20 protein-coding genes are annotated in these 14229 nt (G+C 44.8%); 1 reads left to right on the top strand and 19 read right to left on the bottom strand.

What is annotated here, in order from left to right; genetic code table 11:
- Window positions 1-69 precede the first annotated feature (69 nt).
- The 18 genes from QNH29_RS06320 to QNH29_RS06235 all read right to left on the bottom strand — a co-directional run bounded on the left by QNH29_RS06320 (window position 70) and on the right by QNH29_RS06235 (window position 13338).
- Complete coding sequence (locus tag QNH29_RS06320; protein WP_283863969.1) at window positions 70-804, bottom strand: PhoH family protein; 735 nt, start codon at window positions 802-804, stop codon at window positions 70-72.
- 3 nt (window positions 805-807) lie between these two features.
- On the bottom strand, window positions 808-945 hold the full coding sequence (locus tag QNH29_RS06315; protein WP_283863968.1) for a hypothetical protein: 138 nt from the start codon (window positions 943-945) through the stop codon (window positions 808-810).
- A 107-nt stretch (window positions 946-1052) separates the two neighbouring features.
- Entirely contained in the window at window positions 1053-1460 is a 408-nt protein-coding gene (locus QNH29_RS06310) for a deoxycytidylate deaminase (RefSeq protein WP_283863967.1), read from the bottom strand.
- 1 nt (window position 1461) lies between these two features.
- On the bottom strand, window positions 1462-3960 hold the full coding sequence (locus QNH29_RS06305; protein ID WP_283863966.1) for a vitamin B12-dependent ribonucleotide reductase: 2499 nt from the start codon (window positions 3958-3960) through the stop codon (window positions 1462-1464).
- Window positions 3961-4143, bottom strand: coding sequence for a hypothetical protein (locus QNH29_RS06300; protein WP_283863965.1), 183 nt, complete (start codon window positions 4141-4143; stop codon window positions 3961-3963). It lies immediately after the preceding gene.
- Window positions 4140-4634, bottom strand: coding sequence for a crossover junction endodeoxyribonuclease RuvC (locus QNH29_RS06295; RefSeq protein WP_283863964.1), 495 nt, complete (start codon window positions 4632-4634; stop codon window positions 4140-4142). Before QNH29_RS06295 ends, QNH29_RS06300 begins: the two co-directional genes overlap by 4 nt.
- Window positions 4631-5545, bottom strand: coding sequence for a hypothetical protein (locus tag QNH29_RS06290; RefSeq protein WP_283863963.1), 915 nt, complete (start codon window positions 5543-5545; stop codon window positions 4631-4633). Before QNH29_RS06290 ends, QNH29_RS06295 begins: the two co-directional genes overlap by 4 nt.
- A 53-nt stretch (window positions 5546-5598) precedes the next feature.
- Window positions 5599-5802, bottom strand: a complete 204-nt coding sequence (locus tag QNH29_RS06285) for a hypothetical protein (RefSeq protein WP_283863962.1) — start codon at window positions 5800-5802, stop codon at window positions 5599-5601.
- Window positions 5799-6071 (bottom strand): thioredoxin family protein, encoded by a 273-nt coding sequence (locus QNH29_RS06280; RefSeq protein WP_283863961.1) that lies wholly within the window; start codon window positions 6069-6071, stop codon window positions 5799-5801. The genes QNH29_RS06285 and QNH29_RS06280 overlap by 4 nt, the downstream gene beginning before the upstream one ends.
- On the bottom strand, window positions 6055-7140 hold the full coding sequence (locus tag QNH29_RS06275) for a DNA polymerase (protein WP_283863960.1): 1086 nt from the start codon (window positions 7138-7140) through the stop codon (window positions 6055-6057). Before QNH29_RS06275 ends, QNH29_RS06280 begins: the two co-directional genes overlap by 17 nt.
- Complete coding sequence (locus tag QNH29_RS06270; protein ID WP_283863959.1) at window positions 7133-8905, bottom strand: DNA polymerase; 1773 nt, start codon at window positions 8903-8905, stop codon at window positions 7133-7135. The genes QNH29_RS06275 and QNH29_RS06270 overlap by 8 nt, the downstream gene beginning before the upstream one ends.
- A gap of 175 nt (window positions 8906-9080) precedes the next feature.
- Window positions 9081-9476 (bottom strand): group I intron-associated PD-(D/E)XK endonuclease, encoded by a 396-nt coding sequence (locus QNH29_RS06265; protein ID WP_283863958.1) that lies wholly within the window; start codon window positions 9474-9476, stop codon window positions 9081-9083.
- A gap of 11 nt (window positions 9477-9487) precedes the next feature.
- Complete coding sequence (locus tag QNH29_RS06260) at window positions 9488-10252, bottom strand: hypothetical protein (RefSeq protein WP_283863957.1); 765 nt, start codon at window positions 10250-10252, stop codon at window positions 9488-9490.
- A 155-nt stretch (window positions 10253-10407) separates the two neighbouring features.
- Entirely contained in the window at window positions 10408-10530 is a 123-nt protein-coding gene (locus QNH29_RS06255; protein WP_283863956.1) for a hypothetical protein, read from the bottom strand.
- Window positions 10531-10942: 412 nt separating this feature from the next.
- Window positions 10943-11578 (bottom strand): sigma-70 family RNA polymerase sigma factor, encoded by a 636-nt coding sequence (locus QNH29_RS06250; RefSeq protein ID WP_283863955.1) that lies wholly within the window; start codon window positions 11576-11578, stop codon window positions 10943-10945.
- A 255-nt stretch (window positions 11579-11833) separates the two neighbouring features.
- Complete coding sequence (locus QNH29_RS06245) at window positions 11834-11959, bottom strand: hypothetical protein (RefSeq protein WP_283863954.1); 126 nt, start codon at window positions 11957-11959, stop codon at window positions 11834-11836.
- Between the two features lie 21 nt (window positions 11960-11980).
- Window positions 11981-13126, bottom strand: a complete 1146-nt coding sequence (locus QNH29_RS06240; RefSeq protein WP_283863953.1) for an AimR family lysis-lysogeny pheromone receptor — start codon at window positions 13124-13126, stop codon at window positions 11981-11983.
- Between the two features lie 32 nt (window positions 13127-13158).
- Entirely contained in the window at window positions 13159-13338 is a 180-nt protein-coding gene (locus QNH29_RS06235) for a helix-turn-helix domain-containing protein (RefSeq protein WP_283863952.1), read from the bottom strand.
- A 113-nt stretch (window positions 13339-13451) separates the two neighbouring features.
- Here QNH29_RS06235 and QNH29_RS06230 point away from each other — a divergent pair, with 113 nt between their 5' ends.
- A complete protein-coding gene (locus QNH29_RS06230; RefSeq protein WP_283863951.1) occupies window positions 13452-13712 on the top strand; it encodes a helix-turn-helix domain-containing protein in 261 nt (86 codons plus the stop codon).
- Between the two features lie 174 nt (window positions 13713-13886).
- Here the strand turns inward: QNH29_RS06230 and QNH29_RS06225 are convergent, their stop codons facing one another.
- On the bottom strand, window positions 13887-14090 hold the full coding sequence (locus QNH29_RS06225; protein ID WP_283863950.1) for a hypothetical protein: 204 nt from the start codon (window positions 14088-14090) through the stop codon (window positions 13887-13889).
- Window positions 14091-14229 lie beyond the last annotated feature (139 nt).

Genomic DNA, 14229 nt, shown 5'->3' with positions numbered 1-14229 from the left:
TTCGATAAGAGTCCGCCGCCACTATCGCCATCACCAACGCCCCGCAAAGACCTCCGAATAGGAACGCGATTACCATTCTAACGGCCCTGCGATGTTACCGCGTGCTTCCAACTCTGCGAATTCCTTCGGCATTTCATTGTTCCGAAGTATATCCTCGACTACCTCGACTACTGGGTGACGCTGTGTTTCCCTTAAGTTAATATGATCGAAATATTGATGAGCGCCTTTCTCATAAAGACCGTTAAGTAACTTGTATAACCCGTTATTTTGAGTAGAACGTAACCTCGGATTATCTATCTGCGAAAAGTTTCCGAGAAACACAAACTTTGCGTCCATCCCCGGTCGTGTTGCAAGCGCTGAGATAGTATGAATATCGACGTTCTGAATTTCGTCAAACATTACGTAGGTAAAATTAAGTGATCGCCCGCGGATAGTTTGTATTGAGTCAAAGAAAACTTTTCGTCTATCTTCGTCACCTTCCGTTAAAAACCGCTTTATCTCGTTCGCCTTTTCGCTCATCACTTCGAGGTTATCCATGAACGGTGCGATAAACGGATAAGTCTTTTCGTTTAAGTCACCAGGTAATGCACCGATATCCATTCCGACTTGCGTTTGCAAACGTGTGTAAATCATTTTGCGATATTTTGGGCGGTCAATTGTTCGTTCGAGCCCAACCGCCTGAGCTACAAGTGTCTTACCGCTGCCTGCCGGACCTGTTAAAAACGTGAAAGGCTTTTTATTGATTAGCGCCTGCATTGCTGCTTTTTGCTCTTCGTTCTTTGCGTTTATTCCGAAGAATCCCATTAATTACTTCGCCTCGCTTTCGTTAGTTACTACGATTCCAGCTACCGCAATGAGGAAAAGGGCTGCGGAAGGAACGCCTATGCTCTGCGAAATTGCTAATGTAGTGATAAATCCGGCTACGATATACGATAATGATCTCAACGATAACACCTCCGGTTTAATTGGCGGGCGATAACCGTCGCTTACGCGAAGCGTTTGGCTACCGCCATCTTACTTATAATGTCGCGTTAGGTTTCTTTTTCGGACATTCATCGCGTAAATAATTCGGAGTTTATTCCGAGCATAAACTCGCTATTCCTTGCGTTCTTATACGAATTAGCGTAAACGACGCGCTTAACACCCGCTTGATTTAGTAGTTTCGTACAATTTTCGCAAGGTTCATGCGTTACATAAGCCGTCGATCCCTCCGATGAAGTTAGCGCCAGCAAGATTGCGTTTTGTTCTGCATGTATGGTGCGTATGCAGCGTCCTTCTTCGTTAAGCAGACAGCCGACGTCCGTACAATGTTCATGTCCTCGTATTGAGCCGTTATAGCCCGTTGAGATAATCCGATTATCTTTCACGAGGACACAGCCGACGTGCAACTTACTACACGTCGACCTTTCCGCTACCATGAACGCAATATCCATGAAGTATTCGTCCCATGATTTACGCATACTACAACCCGCACTTCAACTGAGCGCCGCAATTACTGCACGTATTACATCCGCCAGCGTCGATAATTTCACCTTTTCGGCAAATCGGGCATGTTTCTCCGACCTCGTTTCCGTAAGTTACGTCAGTAGAGCGAATTTCATTAATCGTATCGACTAGGACGACTTTCGGCGCTTCAACTTCCGTTTCCTCAAACGTATTCTCTTCGGCAGTCAATGAAAGCACTTGAGCGTCGCGTGAGCCGTCAACATAAACCGTACCACCCTTCGCACCGCCTTTATATAAGCGTTCGTAAACTGCCTCTACTTGTTTAACGGAATAACCTTTCGGAGCATTGACCGTCTTGCTTAACGAACTGTCTACCCAACGCTGAATGATACACTGAACGTCGACATGCTGTTCCGGTGTTAGTTGCATTGAGCTGACGAACCATGACGGCAAGTTGTTCGGATCAGTGTCAGGATTGGCGTCAAGATATTCCTGCACGATGTCCGCCACGACTTCCATAAACTTACCGAGTCGACCACTGCGATAGTATTTAAAAGAGAAATATGGCTCAAGTCCGGTCGAACATCCGACCATGCTACCGGTACTACCAGTCGGAGCAACTGTTAAAACATGTGAGTTTCTAATACCGTGCTCTAACACTCCTTGACGAATATCTTTCGGCATTTTCTTCATATATCCGGAATTAACAAAGCGCTGGCGTCCATCTTCTAATTTTCCTAAGAATGGGAACTGTCCTTTTTCCTTTGATAATTCTATAGAAGCACGATAACCTGTTGTCGCCATTACTTCGAATACTTTATCGACAATTTCATTTCCTCGTTCACTTCCGTATTCAGCCTCGCAGTAAATCAATAGATCGTGTAAGCCCATAACGCCCATTCCTAAACGACGTTCGCCTAGCGCTTGAGTCGTATTTTCTTCCATGAAGTAAGGAGTCGCGCTGATTACGTTATCCATAAAACGAGTACCAATTTCCACAGTCCGCTTTAGGCGGTCATAATCGACTGTTTTCGTTTCTTTATCCGCCATGTTTGCGAGGTTAACAGCGGCCAAGTTACATACAGAATACGGTGCAAGAGGCTGCTCTCCACATGGGTTAGTACAAACTACTTGCTGACCGTAAGCTGTTGCGTTTGTCGCTTCGTTTGCATTATCGATAAAGAAAATACCCGGCTCAGCGCTGTATGTTGCGCAAATATTAATCAGATTCCATAGTTCCTTCGCTTTGATCGTTCGGTATGTTTTAATTCCGAATCCTAAATCTTCCCACTGGCGAACATCTCCGTAATGGTGCCATGTATCGTTATAAAGCGCCTTGTCGTATTCGCTATAATTTTCGATGTCAGGAAAGCGTAGCTCGTATTCAGTATCGTTTTCGACCGCTTCCATAAAGTCCTTAGTTATAGCAACAGAAATGTTTGCGCCTGTTAGGAATTCTTCGTTATTAACACCGTAGTTACCGCCGTCTGCTAGTTTTTGTTGCGCTTGTTTACGGGCTGAGCCGTCAGGTAAGTACATTGCAGCAGTTTCGTACATTGCCCTTTCGTCAGGTGTTAACGGTGTGAATTTAAGTTTTGCTTGCGCTAATCTACGAATCTCATCATCGCCTGTATTCTCGATAAGGAATCGGAGAATCTTCGGATTTTGCATTTTTGAAATAATAAACTCGATAATATCCGGGTGCCAGTCGGCGAGCATAATCATTTGCGCCCCTCTGCGCGAACCTCCTTGTTCTACTAAGTGCGTTAATTTCGCAATATCATCGAGCCACGAAACAGAACCGGACGACTTGCCGTTTACTCCTTTTGCAATGGCGTTACGTGGACGAAGTGTCGATCCGTTAGTTCCTACGCCACCGCCTCGCGACATAATTTCCATTACTTTATTACGGTGCTCACCGATTCCTTCGCGACTGTCAGCCGGATAAGGCATGACGTAGCAGTTAAAGTATGTTACGTCAGTATCCGAGCCAGCTCCGTAAATAACACGGCCACCAGGCACGAAATCAAGCGAAACTAAAATCTCGTAGAAATCCTTGAACGCTTGCTCTCGCTTTTCTTCGTCTGTTTCAACCGAAGCAATGCCGCGCGCATTCCTTTTCGCGATTTGCTCGTAATAGATTTCGAGAGGCTTGTCGATAATGTCCAATGGACGGTTTACGATACCGGTCGCAATCTCTTCCGCGTCTTCAAGTACACCGACAAACGATTCGTCCAATTTAACGCTCGCTTTACGCTCATTCCAATCAATGTCGGTAATATAGCCGTAACCACGCGCAGGAAACTTCGGATCAGTTTTAACAGTTAATACTACGAAGTCTCCGACTTTTAACGTTTTCTTTTCGGTATCCTTAAACGTATAACGGTCGAGCATGATTAATCGTGAAACGCCGCTAAACGCTTTTTCCATATCGTCAGTAACCGGAAACACCTGCTTGAATTGTGTAATATCTTCGTTTAATTTCGCTTTTAATTCGTTAGTATAAACTGTCATCTATTCCGCTCCCTTTATCTGTTTTAATTCGTTTTCAATTCCGTATAATCCAGCGAGCAACTTGCGCCGCTCAACGATCAGCTCATCGTACTTATCTGCAGTCCTCCGCAAGTCACGCTGATTCTCGTCGAGTTGGCGCCGTATACCCTCTTTTAACTTTGCGTAAACATTTTCCGTCTTCATGTCTTAATCAGTCCTTCGCGAATCAGGTACGCCAGTCCTATCGCCGCCGCGTCGCTATGGTCATCGCTATCAAACTTATGCTCCGCAGGCAAACCGAGTATCCTTCGCACATGTTCCGCAACTTCCGGCTTCTTGGCCGCGCCATTGCCCGTCACTGTCTTCTTAACGTTACTTGGCGTTAGGTGTTCGGTAACTTCGTAGCCATATCGCGACAACGCCCGCTCGACTGCACTCCATGCGCCATGTATCTTGTTGTTCTGAACGTAGTTGCGAGCCGGCGGCCATACTTCACGGGTTATCACGTCAAACGGTTTATTATCGCGAATGAATAACAGCGTAAACGCCTCGATTTCCTCATAGCGGAGTGCCTGCGTCGTGCCTGAATCAGTCGTAAAGTTTGCCGTTTTGATTAGGCGAGGCTTTCCTTTTTTGACCTCGATAATCGCAAACCCCGGAGAGGTAAGCGAGAGGTCTAATCCGAGGACTCTCATTCGGACACCTTTTCGCGTGCCTCTTCGATAAACATAAACGCGTCAACGTATTGATCCTTCTTCCATTGCGGAAGTCCTGAGCGCTGCATTCGCTTAACCTGCGCCTTCAATATCGCAAACTCTTCGTCAGTTAAACTCTGCGCACATGCCGTCTTGAAGTTGTTGAATGTCCAACGAGACAAGTCGATTGCTGGCGGTGTGTCGTTGTTAATACAGCGAGTTATTTCCGCAAAGTTGTCGAGCAGTTCTTTACGCTCCTCATCGGTAATCTCGAAGCCAAACGCTCGGATGTCCGGAGTCGCTTCGTATTCCTCGTCGCTCATCACCCACGCCTTTTTCGCAGTGTTGACGTAGAGAATGATGTAGTAGTCAACGTTATACATAATCGAATAGGCTACGCATTGCTTACGGTGCCCTTCTTCCGCTTCCTTGAAGGAGTAAAGCGACGTCTTGGCTGGCGTTGATTGCTTAGATTTAATTTCGAGCCCTACACGGATAATTTCGCCATCTTCGTTGATATACTGCATAATTCCGTCACATGTTCCGTATAGATAAAACTTCTGCCCGTTATGAATAACTTCGTGATTCTTTTTCGCAAAGTCTTCGAAAACTGGCGTGCCATCTTCGTTGCGCTCAAATCGGAATGGGCAGCCGGGCAACTTACGCTCCATTGCGAGCACAGTCCGCTGAATAACATCACCGATAGCTGTTCCGATTTCTTGCCAGCGCCCCTGATACGGCGGCTTCGGAAACGAGTCTTTCTTGGCGCGCTTAGCCTTTACGTAAAGTTCGCGTGGGCATGCTTTCGAGTTGCTCGGCGAAAAATACGGTCTCTTTGGCCATACTTGCGGAGGGTTGCTATACCAACGGTGGATTTGCGTATCAAGTTCGTTATCATATTGCTCCGGCATTGAATACCAGCGATCAAGTTCTTGCGTGAATTGGCGTGCGATTTCGTTTATATTTACGATAGGTCATCATCCTCCTCGGTTAATTGTCCGTTAACTAAATACACTTCCGGTGGCTCAGGCGACAGTAATGTCCGCCACACAAACGCAAGCAACGTAATCGCAGCGCTCTGTGCAATCGTTAGGTCAGCGCCAGGCAAGGCGACCGGAACTGCGAAGTAAACAGTCGCCATGACCAGCAGAAAATTAACGACTATCATTTCGTTACCTTTGCGAATTCAATGGCGTCAATGATTTCCTCAGTCGGACGTAAGCCGGTTATGCGGTGAACTTCGAGTCCGTTGCGCTCAAACACTAGGACGGGGACCGATGTTAATCCGTATTGATCGATGACTTCCGGTTGTTCGCTAATGTCGATGTTGACTAGCGTTGCGCCTGCGTTAAATAGGTCGATATCGCCGATATAGTTCGCGAGTGCTGCGCATGGGCGGCATCCGGGTTTGCTGAATTTTTTAATTGTAATAATCATTATAAATTTCCTCCTTCGGTTTCTGTAATACGAAGTCCCAATCTTCGGGACTATACTCCTCCATCCATACCGGCTCGATAACGGTATCAGTTATGAGTGGAACGGTTAGTTTAACCGTGTTAGTCATTGCGTCCTTTACTAGCGTTATTGTTTCCGGAGTTAAATCCGTAGCAGGTACGCTTATTTTTATTTCATCGTGTATGCTCGCATTAAACTCCCAACCGCGCTCCATACAGATTCGGGCGATTCTATTTCCGTTCATTTTCAGAATATCTGCGCCAGTCCCTTGAATTACCGCGTTAAATGCCGCACGTTCCCAATAACCGACTAAACCACGTTTATCTGCGAGAATATCAATCTCGGTTTGTAGTTGCGCTAATCTTTCAATATCGCGAGGTGTTTGCGCCTTTTTATTGCGTATTTGTTTTCGCTCGGTATAAAGGCGAATTAACCTCTGTTCACTTTTCGCAACTTCTGCCGCAACTTTTTTATAGTCAGGAAATCTGCGTTTACGGCCGAATAACGTTTCGACGTAGCCGTTCTTTTTCATACCTTCGCGAATGTCCGCAACCATTTGACTAAACGACGGAAACTGCTCGTTAAAGTTTGCAAAGAACATTTCAGCTACTTCTTTGGTTACGCTCATTTTCTGCGCGAAACTGGCTGGCTTTTGGTCGTAAGACACCGCAAGAACTCCAGTTTTCATTAACTTCCTTGGCTGGAATGTACCTGTCGGATCATACGCCTTATCGACGCAATGTTCTTTTTCAAGTCCAAAAGTCATCATCGCCATTGTCGTATACAAGTCCACACCGTCAAGGAAGATTTGTCGCATAGAGTTATCGCCATATCTTTCGTACATAATGTGCGCCTGGATTCTCGGCTCGATTTGTCCGAGGTCACTTCCGATAAAGAACCAGCCGTCGCGAGGCACGAAGCAGTTACGAACGCGTTTTCCATCGCCTTTTGAAGCGATATTTTGAAGGTTTACGCCTTTCTTTACTTTGCGGTCGTCAGCAATAAGCGTCTTGACTATTTCGTGGTAATTTTCGTCGGTTACGTTAATCACCGGACCACCTCCGTAAAATGTCAATTGGTCTAGCGTTGTATGAGCTCGATGAGTACCGTCCTGTTGCTGTTCCTCCTGCTTTGAAATTCGAATGTAGTCGTCCGTCAATTTCCATTACGGAATTAGCGTCACCACTTCCAAGTAACGGGCGAATATACGTGCTGAGCAACTTTTCGTACTCTGCAACAGTTGCCAACGGTTCAAGAGAGGGCTCATCTGCGTAGTACATTTCGAGTACTGGCGCTGCAGTCGAGCGTTTCTTGCTTCTATCCACTAAATAAGTTTTGTCTTTGATTCCGAGATGATCGTAAATTAAGTACGCTAAGTGATTTCCATTTGTCATGCTAAATTCGGTAATCTCTTGCGGTGCGTTTTCGATTTTAGGCTCAGGTAATTCGTTTAACTCGCGCTCATACTTTGCTAGTAGCTCCTTCTCTTGCTCGTACATTTTTGTATGCGTTTTGTTATTCAATTCTATCTCCGCAATCTTGGCCTGTTTTGCTGCGACTCTCTCCAGCGCTTTCGTAATACGTTTCTTTTGGTCCGTAATCCACTTTTGTATTTTCTTCGCATTAATTGTTCGGTCCATTTTACGAATGAATTTAGCGTCAATCTTGTAAGTTGAAAACACGTTGTCTTTCGCTTCTTCAATCTTCGGCTCAAATTCCGCTTCAAGCTGGCTAACTCTTTCCAAGTCGATAATAAATCCGCATCGTTCCATGAATACGTCAGTTTCCGGTAATCCCGAGTCGACATCGCAATAACAAGCGAAAAGGTTGTTTGTCTTTTGCATTACTTCGAATTGCCACTCGAATAATTTCCAACCGTATTTAACGTCGTTTATGGCGTAGATTCCGACCAACTCCGTATCGAAAGGAGCTGGCGACCTGTTTCCGAATAAATCTTCGAAAGTGTAAACCGTACCAGTTACTCCGAAAGCCTTGCCGTACTTTTGCGTCAACGGTTTCAAACCGTAAGCGTCTTCGTGTTCGTTCATTAAGTGCATAGCATCAAGCGTATCCCATACACATCCGCGAATCCGATAACCGTCGTTCAGCGCGATATGCAAGTCATAACGGGCTGAGCCCATATGAAAAGTCTTGCCGTGCGTTGGATGTGATAGATAAGGCGCTATCGCCGCGAGCACTTTGGACCGCGTTAATTGTGGATCACCGTTTTTAAATCCGTACTCGATTCCATCAACCACTACGTGCCCATAAGGAAGATAGTAACCTTCGTTTAATAGTGGAAGCCATATAGAAAAACCGATTGATAAGTCAATGTAAGCGTCTATTCCCGTTCCCTCGAAGTCTCCCGCAGTCATAGACTCAGCGCCAAGCCTAGCGAATCTATTCGCCCATTCTTTACGCTGAAACGCGACTTCCTCTCGTACTCTTGCGATAAACTTCGGTAATTCATTGTCGCTAGTTAAAATGAAGTAGTTACTGGGCTTAGACGCGAGGGTTTCTCGAATACGCTGTTGCCGCAGCTCTTTTTCGCGTCCCTCTACGATCCGTCGTCCGATTTCGATAACTTCCGCTTTATTCCACTTACCCTCCGATAATCTGCCTATTTTACCGGAGAAGTAAGTGTGTTTTGCTATCTCGAATAGCTCGCGTTCCTTATCGCTAAGTTTCAGACTGCCAATCCGTTTGAATGCCTCTTCTGCAGTTTCCGTTGCTGCCTTCTTCTTTTTTACTGCGTCGGCCAATCGCTCGGTCGCCCCTCTGTCCGTCTTAATGTTAAGCGTTAATTTCGGCGTCAATTTACCGCCTCCTCTTCACTTACGTTCATTGTCCGATAAAAGGCGAGCACCTCTTCCGATCCCTTATCGTCCGCCCATTCACGAAAGCATTGACTATCGCAGAAGTGCTGCTCGGAATGCTCATCGTATAAGAGCGACTTGCCTTCTCGAATCTCGATGTCGCAATTTCCGCAACTCATGCGCTCGCCTCCTTGAGCGTTTCGATTCCGATTTCCAACTTCGTCCATTTATCCGCAATATTGTCCGGCGTTACCCAGTATTCGGAGATATTCCGATTCTGGAAAAGGTACACGTCGCCATTCAGTACTGCGATAAATAAGTCGCAATCCGATTCATTGTATGTCTCGCCGTTATTCTTGCGAGCATAGCAGACGATTGAACCGTCGCGGTCCTCGCGAACACGGGCGCTTTTGATTTGAATTCGTTGCCACACTGATGAACCTGGCGCCCTTGCTACAAGGTCGAACGCCTCAGGAGCGATGGGCTCCGAAACGTTCCAACCGTTAGCAAGTAGCGCAGATTGTGCGAGCAACTCCGAATGGCGGCCTTTTACTGTCGTCTCATGTGCCATTTAACCGCCTCCTAAAATTCGAATTTATCTTCCGGAATCTCTACGTGGTCAGCGCCGCCAATGCTCAAGCCGATTAAGGTAATATCGAAGCCAGCCGCCACTAAGTTTTCTATTTGCTCCTTGTCGTCCGCCTCGTAAAGCAGTCCGTCAAACAGGCTCATATCGAACTCTTTACCGTCAAGCTTAGCGAAGTTCTCACGCTCTTTGTCCGTCAGATCATCGTCCATATCGATAATCGGCGATAAACTCACGACTGTCGACGTGCTGCTTCCGGTCTTCGCTAGTTCGAACGCCAGCTTACCGAGTTTCTTTTCGTACTTCTTGATAATTGCGTGAACGCCTTGCGCTTGCTTTTTCGATAAGTCGACGATAATTGGTTCGCCCGTCTCTAGGTCGATGAATCCGAGTGCATAACGTTCTTTCGCGCGATACTTGCCGGCCTCCGCTTTATACTCCTCGACTTTCGCAGTTTGGCCTGCGTCCTCTGCTTTGCGTTTTAAGTCGGAGTAATAGTTGCTGGCGAGATCCCAAGGCGTGAAGTTTGATTCCGCAAATCCTTTCGCATTCTTGACTGACGGATTCTTTGCGGTGAAACTGTTTACCTTCTTAAACACGGAATAACAATAAAACTTAATTAAATCAGCCGTTCCCAGCACGCGAACCTTGTACGATGTGCCTGACTTGAACGAAGCGAATTCCGCTTTGCTCCCGTTACCTCCTTCGTTTGTTGCGTTTAATGAGTTTAGAGCGTCAGCTCCGCTTTGAAATTGTGCCATTTTATCAACCTCCGATTTTAATTTCGAGTACCGGCTTCGCCCATACCCGTCGCAAAGCACGAATCTCTACAATCGATACTAGAACGGCTATTAAGCTGCGTCCTAGCGACCGTTTTACTTAACGATTGTCTTCGTACTCTCCGGCGGACGGGCGACTACTTCGTCGCCTTGCGTGTGTTTTCGTAAGTTGTGCCGTAAAATGCGATATACTGTGCGATCATCTTGCGCTGCTTGATTTCCGCTAAACTCACAACCTTCGCTTCGCGTCTACGAGTCATGGCGTTCATCCTTCGTGTGCCATACGACAAACATAATAAGACCGACAACACTAATCGATTCAATAAGTATCCAAGCGCTTAGCATATACGCACCGCCTTTACGCTCGTCAGTTTGACCGGCTTCGCGTCATAGATTCGGTTTGGGTCGCATAGTTTGCGCAATAATTGTCGTTCAAATGAAGTATTTTTATCCGTATATAGGTCATAATATCTATTAAGGCGTTGCTTACGTGGTAGTTTCATCACAGTTACCTCCGATTTGGTTGCGTTTTGTGGTGAAAACGCGTATTATAATAACGGGTTACAGATGTATTACATTGCAATACGGTGTGTATACATTTTGTGAACATCGTGATAAAATGAACTCGAGGAGTAGGACTCGATGCCTATGAGCCTTACTACCTCTTCAAAACTACAGCGCAATCAAATAGTCGGTATAATCGCCGAATTGTTTGGTACTAAATTTGCCCGCCAGGCTTTTTAGAGCGCGTGATACTTGTTTGTGGTCTAATCCTAATTCCTTCGCGATTGCCGTCGCTGTAGGTTTCGGGTGATTGAGAAATGATTGAACGATTGCCGTCGTTCTCTCGTTCTCGCCGCGAACCAAGAAGTCGATCAGTTGCCGCTGGTCGTCTTTTTGTTTTGCGGTTAATTTCTGACTTACGTGTTCTTCAAGATTGAATTCCGAAGCGATTTCGACTTTTGCCGAGTCGTCGTCGCCGTTATCCGTTTCATACAGTTCGTATTTCCTTCGCGTAATGAGCTTTCGCAAAAGGTCTTTGTATCGATTGCCGAGTGATAGGTGAAAGAGTTTTACGAAATCCCCTCCGTTATTGCCGATAACTTCGAGTGATTTCATAAATACATCGTCAAACAACTCTTGGATTTCATGGCTGCCGGCCATTAGTGTCGTTGACGCCCAGTAGTCTAGTTTCGATTGGTACTCGGCGAGAAGGCTTCGGTAGATTGGTCCGAGCTGCGCTTCGTCCTTCCCTTCATTGTACTGTGCTACTAAATGATTGATATGCGATTTTTTTAATTCGTTCATTCGTTTATCATCTCCTTGTAATATGTATGTCGCAGGAGGTTTTGATTTCGGACATTTCGCCGGAAACTTTTTTAAATTTCTTTTCGGTACGTTAGTTCAAGTACCTCCTTGTCTTAATACTAGCACCCATTTTTAGAAATCCTTGGAAAGTTTAGTAATTTTTTGACTTCAGAAAAAACTTAACTCAGTTTGAAAAAGACAAAAAGAAAAGAGAGCGGCTAAGCTCTCTTAGTGTGCTTGGGGATTTATTAAATTTTAGTGACCGCCGCCACCTGGATCTTTTACCGATGCTGTGTGGACTTCGTTGTTATTGTTATTAATTGTATATACACCGCCGATTAGTAATCCTAAAACTAAGATAGCTCCAATAAACTTCTTCACTACATAACATCCCCTTTGAAATTATTCATTTAAAAGTAAGTCGGCCATTGGTCCATAGACCGGATCGTTCTTTAAATGTGCGTAAGGGAGGTTAGCGTAGAATTTGTCGCCCTTCTTGTTGATGAAGACAATCAAAGAATTCATAAAATGGGATACTTCTCCTGTTGCTAACGCCTGGTAATAAGCCCTGAATCCACTTAGTCCGTACTTCTCAATTGCTTCGTTAACTAACTCTTGCGCTAACTCCTTATTGCCCATTGTTGCTTCGTAATGAGCTTTTTCGGAGATGTCGTTTGTTTGAGGTTGCTCGGTGTATTTTCGCCATATGTTCTTAACGAAAGGAATATCGTTATTATCTATAATTTCGATCTCCTTATCCCTTCCTGCCTCTTCGAGCAATTCCCTATGCCTTAAGATGTTCCCCAAGCACTTGTCGTAGTCGTCAAACAAGTACGACATCCCCAATAAGTATGTCGCGCCAGCAGTAAAAGTCGGACTGATTTTTGAAGAAATAATTTCTTCGGCGTATCTTCGCGCTAGGTCTCTATTGTCATACTTATATAGATTAACATATGCTAGTGCTTCTTTTAAACGCATTAAGTAAGAATCCTTGATGAAACTTTCTTTTATTTTATCTATCGAAGCCTCTAAGCCAACAATTAACGAAGACATGATCTTAAAATCGTGTAATTTATATCTACACCAAACCTCCACAATTGCTGCAAGTATTTCCATTTCATGTGTTTTTGGTCGAAAAGCTCGGATGTTACACATAATTTCTTGGTAGTTATTGGCCTTTAAATACTGTGCTAATAGTTCATATCCGTCGGCCCAGTCTAAAAGCTTTGTATCGGTATACTCGTTGCGGATTTTCGCAATCAACTCTTCCAACTCGTCAATTTGCCTATTAATAGCCAGATATTCTAAGGCATGGCGTATGTTTTTTGGTCCCTGAAGGTTTATGCACCAGTTTTTAAATACTTTCATGTAATTGTTGTTAAGTAGAAATTGCGCGATCTTAAGGAGCGAGTGAAACTTTAACTCTGACCCGTTTCTAAACCCCGTTATTGCAGCCTTAGTTACACCAGCAGCGTTTGCTATTTCAGTCCAACAAATTTTCTTTTCTTTAGTATCCATAATTTCTTCGATTGATGTCAATATTGGCATACAATACCACTCCTCTTCTCCTACTATGTACATTAGCGTTTATTGAACACTGCTTCCATTCCTTCTTTAGTTACAACATACTGCTTCCCAAACTTGCGTATAGTCCCTTCTGGAAAATCTTTCACACGCTTTCTTATAGTAGAGTCATCCTTAAAGCCCCAACGTTCTGCCGCCTCTTTTGTACTCATGATATTTTTATCATTTAAGTTCATGTTTATCCCGCCTCGTCCTTTAGTTAAGACTAGGATATCACGTTACCGTGACAAATGTAAAGAAAAAATTGCCAATTAATCAAAAATAAGTTAATATATTCTAGCATCCCACTATGGAGGTGTTTAACACGTACAAGGTCGGAAGATGCCGTATACAGGAGCTTCTTGACGCAAAAGGTATGACTCAACAAGAACTCGCCAACAAAACTGGTATGAGTAAGCAGTATATCAACGATAAAGCTCGCAATAAACGCGGTCAACACGGCATGTGGATTGATAGCGCCAAGACGATTGCTTCCGCGTTGAACTGCTCTATTGACGACCTATACGAATGGATACCTGTTCAAGAAGCGAAAGGTAAGAGCAAGCGATAATCAAATCGTAAGCCTTACCCCGGCCAAGTGTACGTTAATTAACGTAATACAAAAAAGCCAACGCGAAAAAATGAGACCTTGTGTGGCCGCAAATTTTTACGTTGGCTTCGAGACAGCGCATGAAAACCCTGTGCAAGTAAACCTCTGTACGTTGGACATTCACTGCAAACCGTGTTAGGAAATCGTGACTTGTCCTTTAGCTATCAGTTTTTCTAAATCATGGTTAAGGTATATGACACTGAGTGAATACCCCAGATCATGCTCTACCCTGTGTTCAATTCTCGTTATCCGTAGTTCAGGGTGATACATGCCTATAACGGGCTGGAAGCGTACATACACATCATCATAAATCATTTCGTAAAACTTCAATTCTATCACTGGGTCGTGGTTGATGAACCGGAAGAGCATTTTTTCAAGTTCGTTGTACTTTGCGTACAGCTTACATGTAATCACGTCGCCCATTATGCGGACCTGCGATTTATTCGCACCAGCGTCGGTAATTGATTTCCGTGCCATG

Origin of the sequence: Neobacillus sp. DY30, assembly GCF_030123065.1 — a bacterium.
Taxonomy (GTDB): Bacteria; Bacillota; Bacilli; order Bacillales; family Cytobacillaceae; genus Neobacillus.
This window is presented reverse-complemented; position numbering and strand designations above follow the sequence as displayed.

Excerpts from the sequence above, each read along its gene's own strand:
- QNH29_RS06320 (WP_283863969.1), bottom strand. The coding sequence starts at position 804 with ATGGGATTCTTCGGAATAAACGCAAAGAACGAAGAGCAAAAAGCAGCA.
- QNH29_RS06310 (WP_283863967.1), bottom strand. The coding sequence starts at position 1,460 with ATGCGTAAATCATGGGACGAATACTTCATGGATATTGCGTTCATGGTA.
- QNH29_RS06305 (WP_283863966.1), bottom strand. The coding sequence starts at position 3,960 with ATGACAGTTTATACTAACGAATTAAAAGCGAAATTAAACGAAGATATT.
- QNH29_RS06300 (WP_283863965.1), bottom strand. The coding sequence starts at position 4,143 with ATGAAGACGGAAAATGTTTACGCAAAGTTAAAAGAGGGTATACGGCGC.
- QNH29_RS06295 (WP_283863964.1), bottom strand. The coding sequence starts at position 4,634 with ATGAGAGTCCTCGGATTAGACCTCTCGCTTACCTCTCCGGGGTTTGCG.
- QNH29_RS06290 (WP_283863963.1), bottom strand. The coding sequence starts at position 5,545 with ATGCCGGAGCAATATGATAACGAACTTGATACGCAAATCCACCGTTGG.
- QNH29_RS06285 (WP_283863962.1), bottom strand. The coding sequence starts at position 5,802 with ATGATAGTCGTTAATTTTCTGCTGGTCATGGCGACTGTTTACTTCGCA.
- QNH29_RS06280 (WP_283863961.1), bottom strand. The coding sequence starts at position 6,071 with ATGATTATTACAATTAAAAAATTCAGCAAACCCGGATGCCGCCCATGC.
- QNH29_RS06265 (WP_283863958.1), bottom strand. The coding sequence starts at position 9,476 with ATGGCACATGAGACGACAGTAAAAGGCCGCCATTCGGAGTTGCTCGCA.
- QNH29_RS06260 (WP_283863957.1), bottom strand. The coding sequence starts at position 10,252 with ATGGCACAATTTCAAAGCGGAGCTGACGCTCTAAACTCATTAAACGCA.
- QNH29_RS06255 (WP_283863956.1), bottom strand. The coding sequence starts at position 10,530 with ATGACTCGTAGACGCGAAGCGAAGGTTGTGAGTTTAGCGGAAATCAAG.
- QNH29_RS06250 (WP_283863955.1), bottom strand. The coding sequence starts at position 11,578 with ATGAACGAATTAAAAAAATCGCATATCAATCATTTAGTAGCACAGTAC.
- QNH29_RS06240 (WP_283863953.1), bottom strand. The coding sequence starts at position 13,126 with ATGCCAATATTGACATCAATCGAAGAAATTATGGATACTAAAGAAAAG.
- QNH29_RS06235 (WP_283863952.1), bottom strand. The coding sequence starts at position 13,338 with ATGAACTTAAATGATAAAAATATCATGAGTACAAAAGAGGCGGCAGAA.
- QNH29_RS06230 (WP_283863951.1), top strand. The coding sequence starts at position 13,452 with ATGGAGGTGTTTAACACGTACAAGGTCGGAAGATGCCGTATACAGGAG.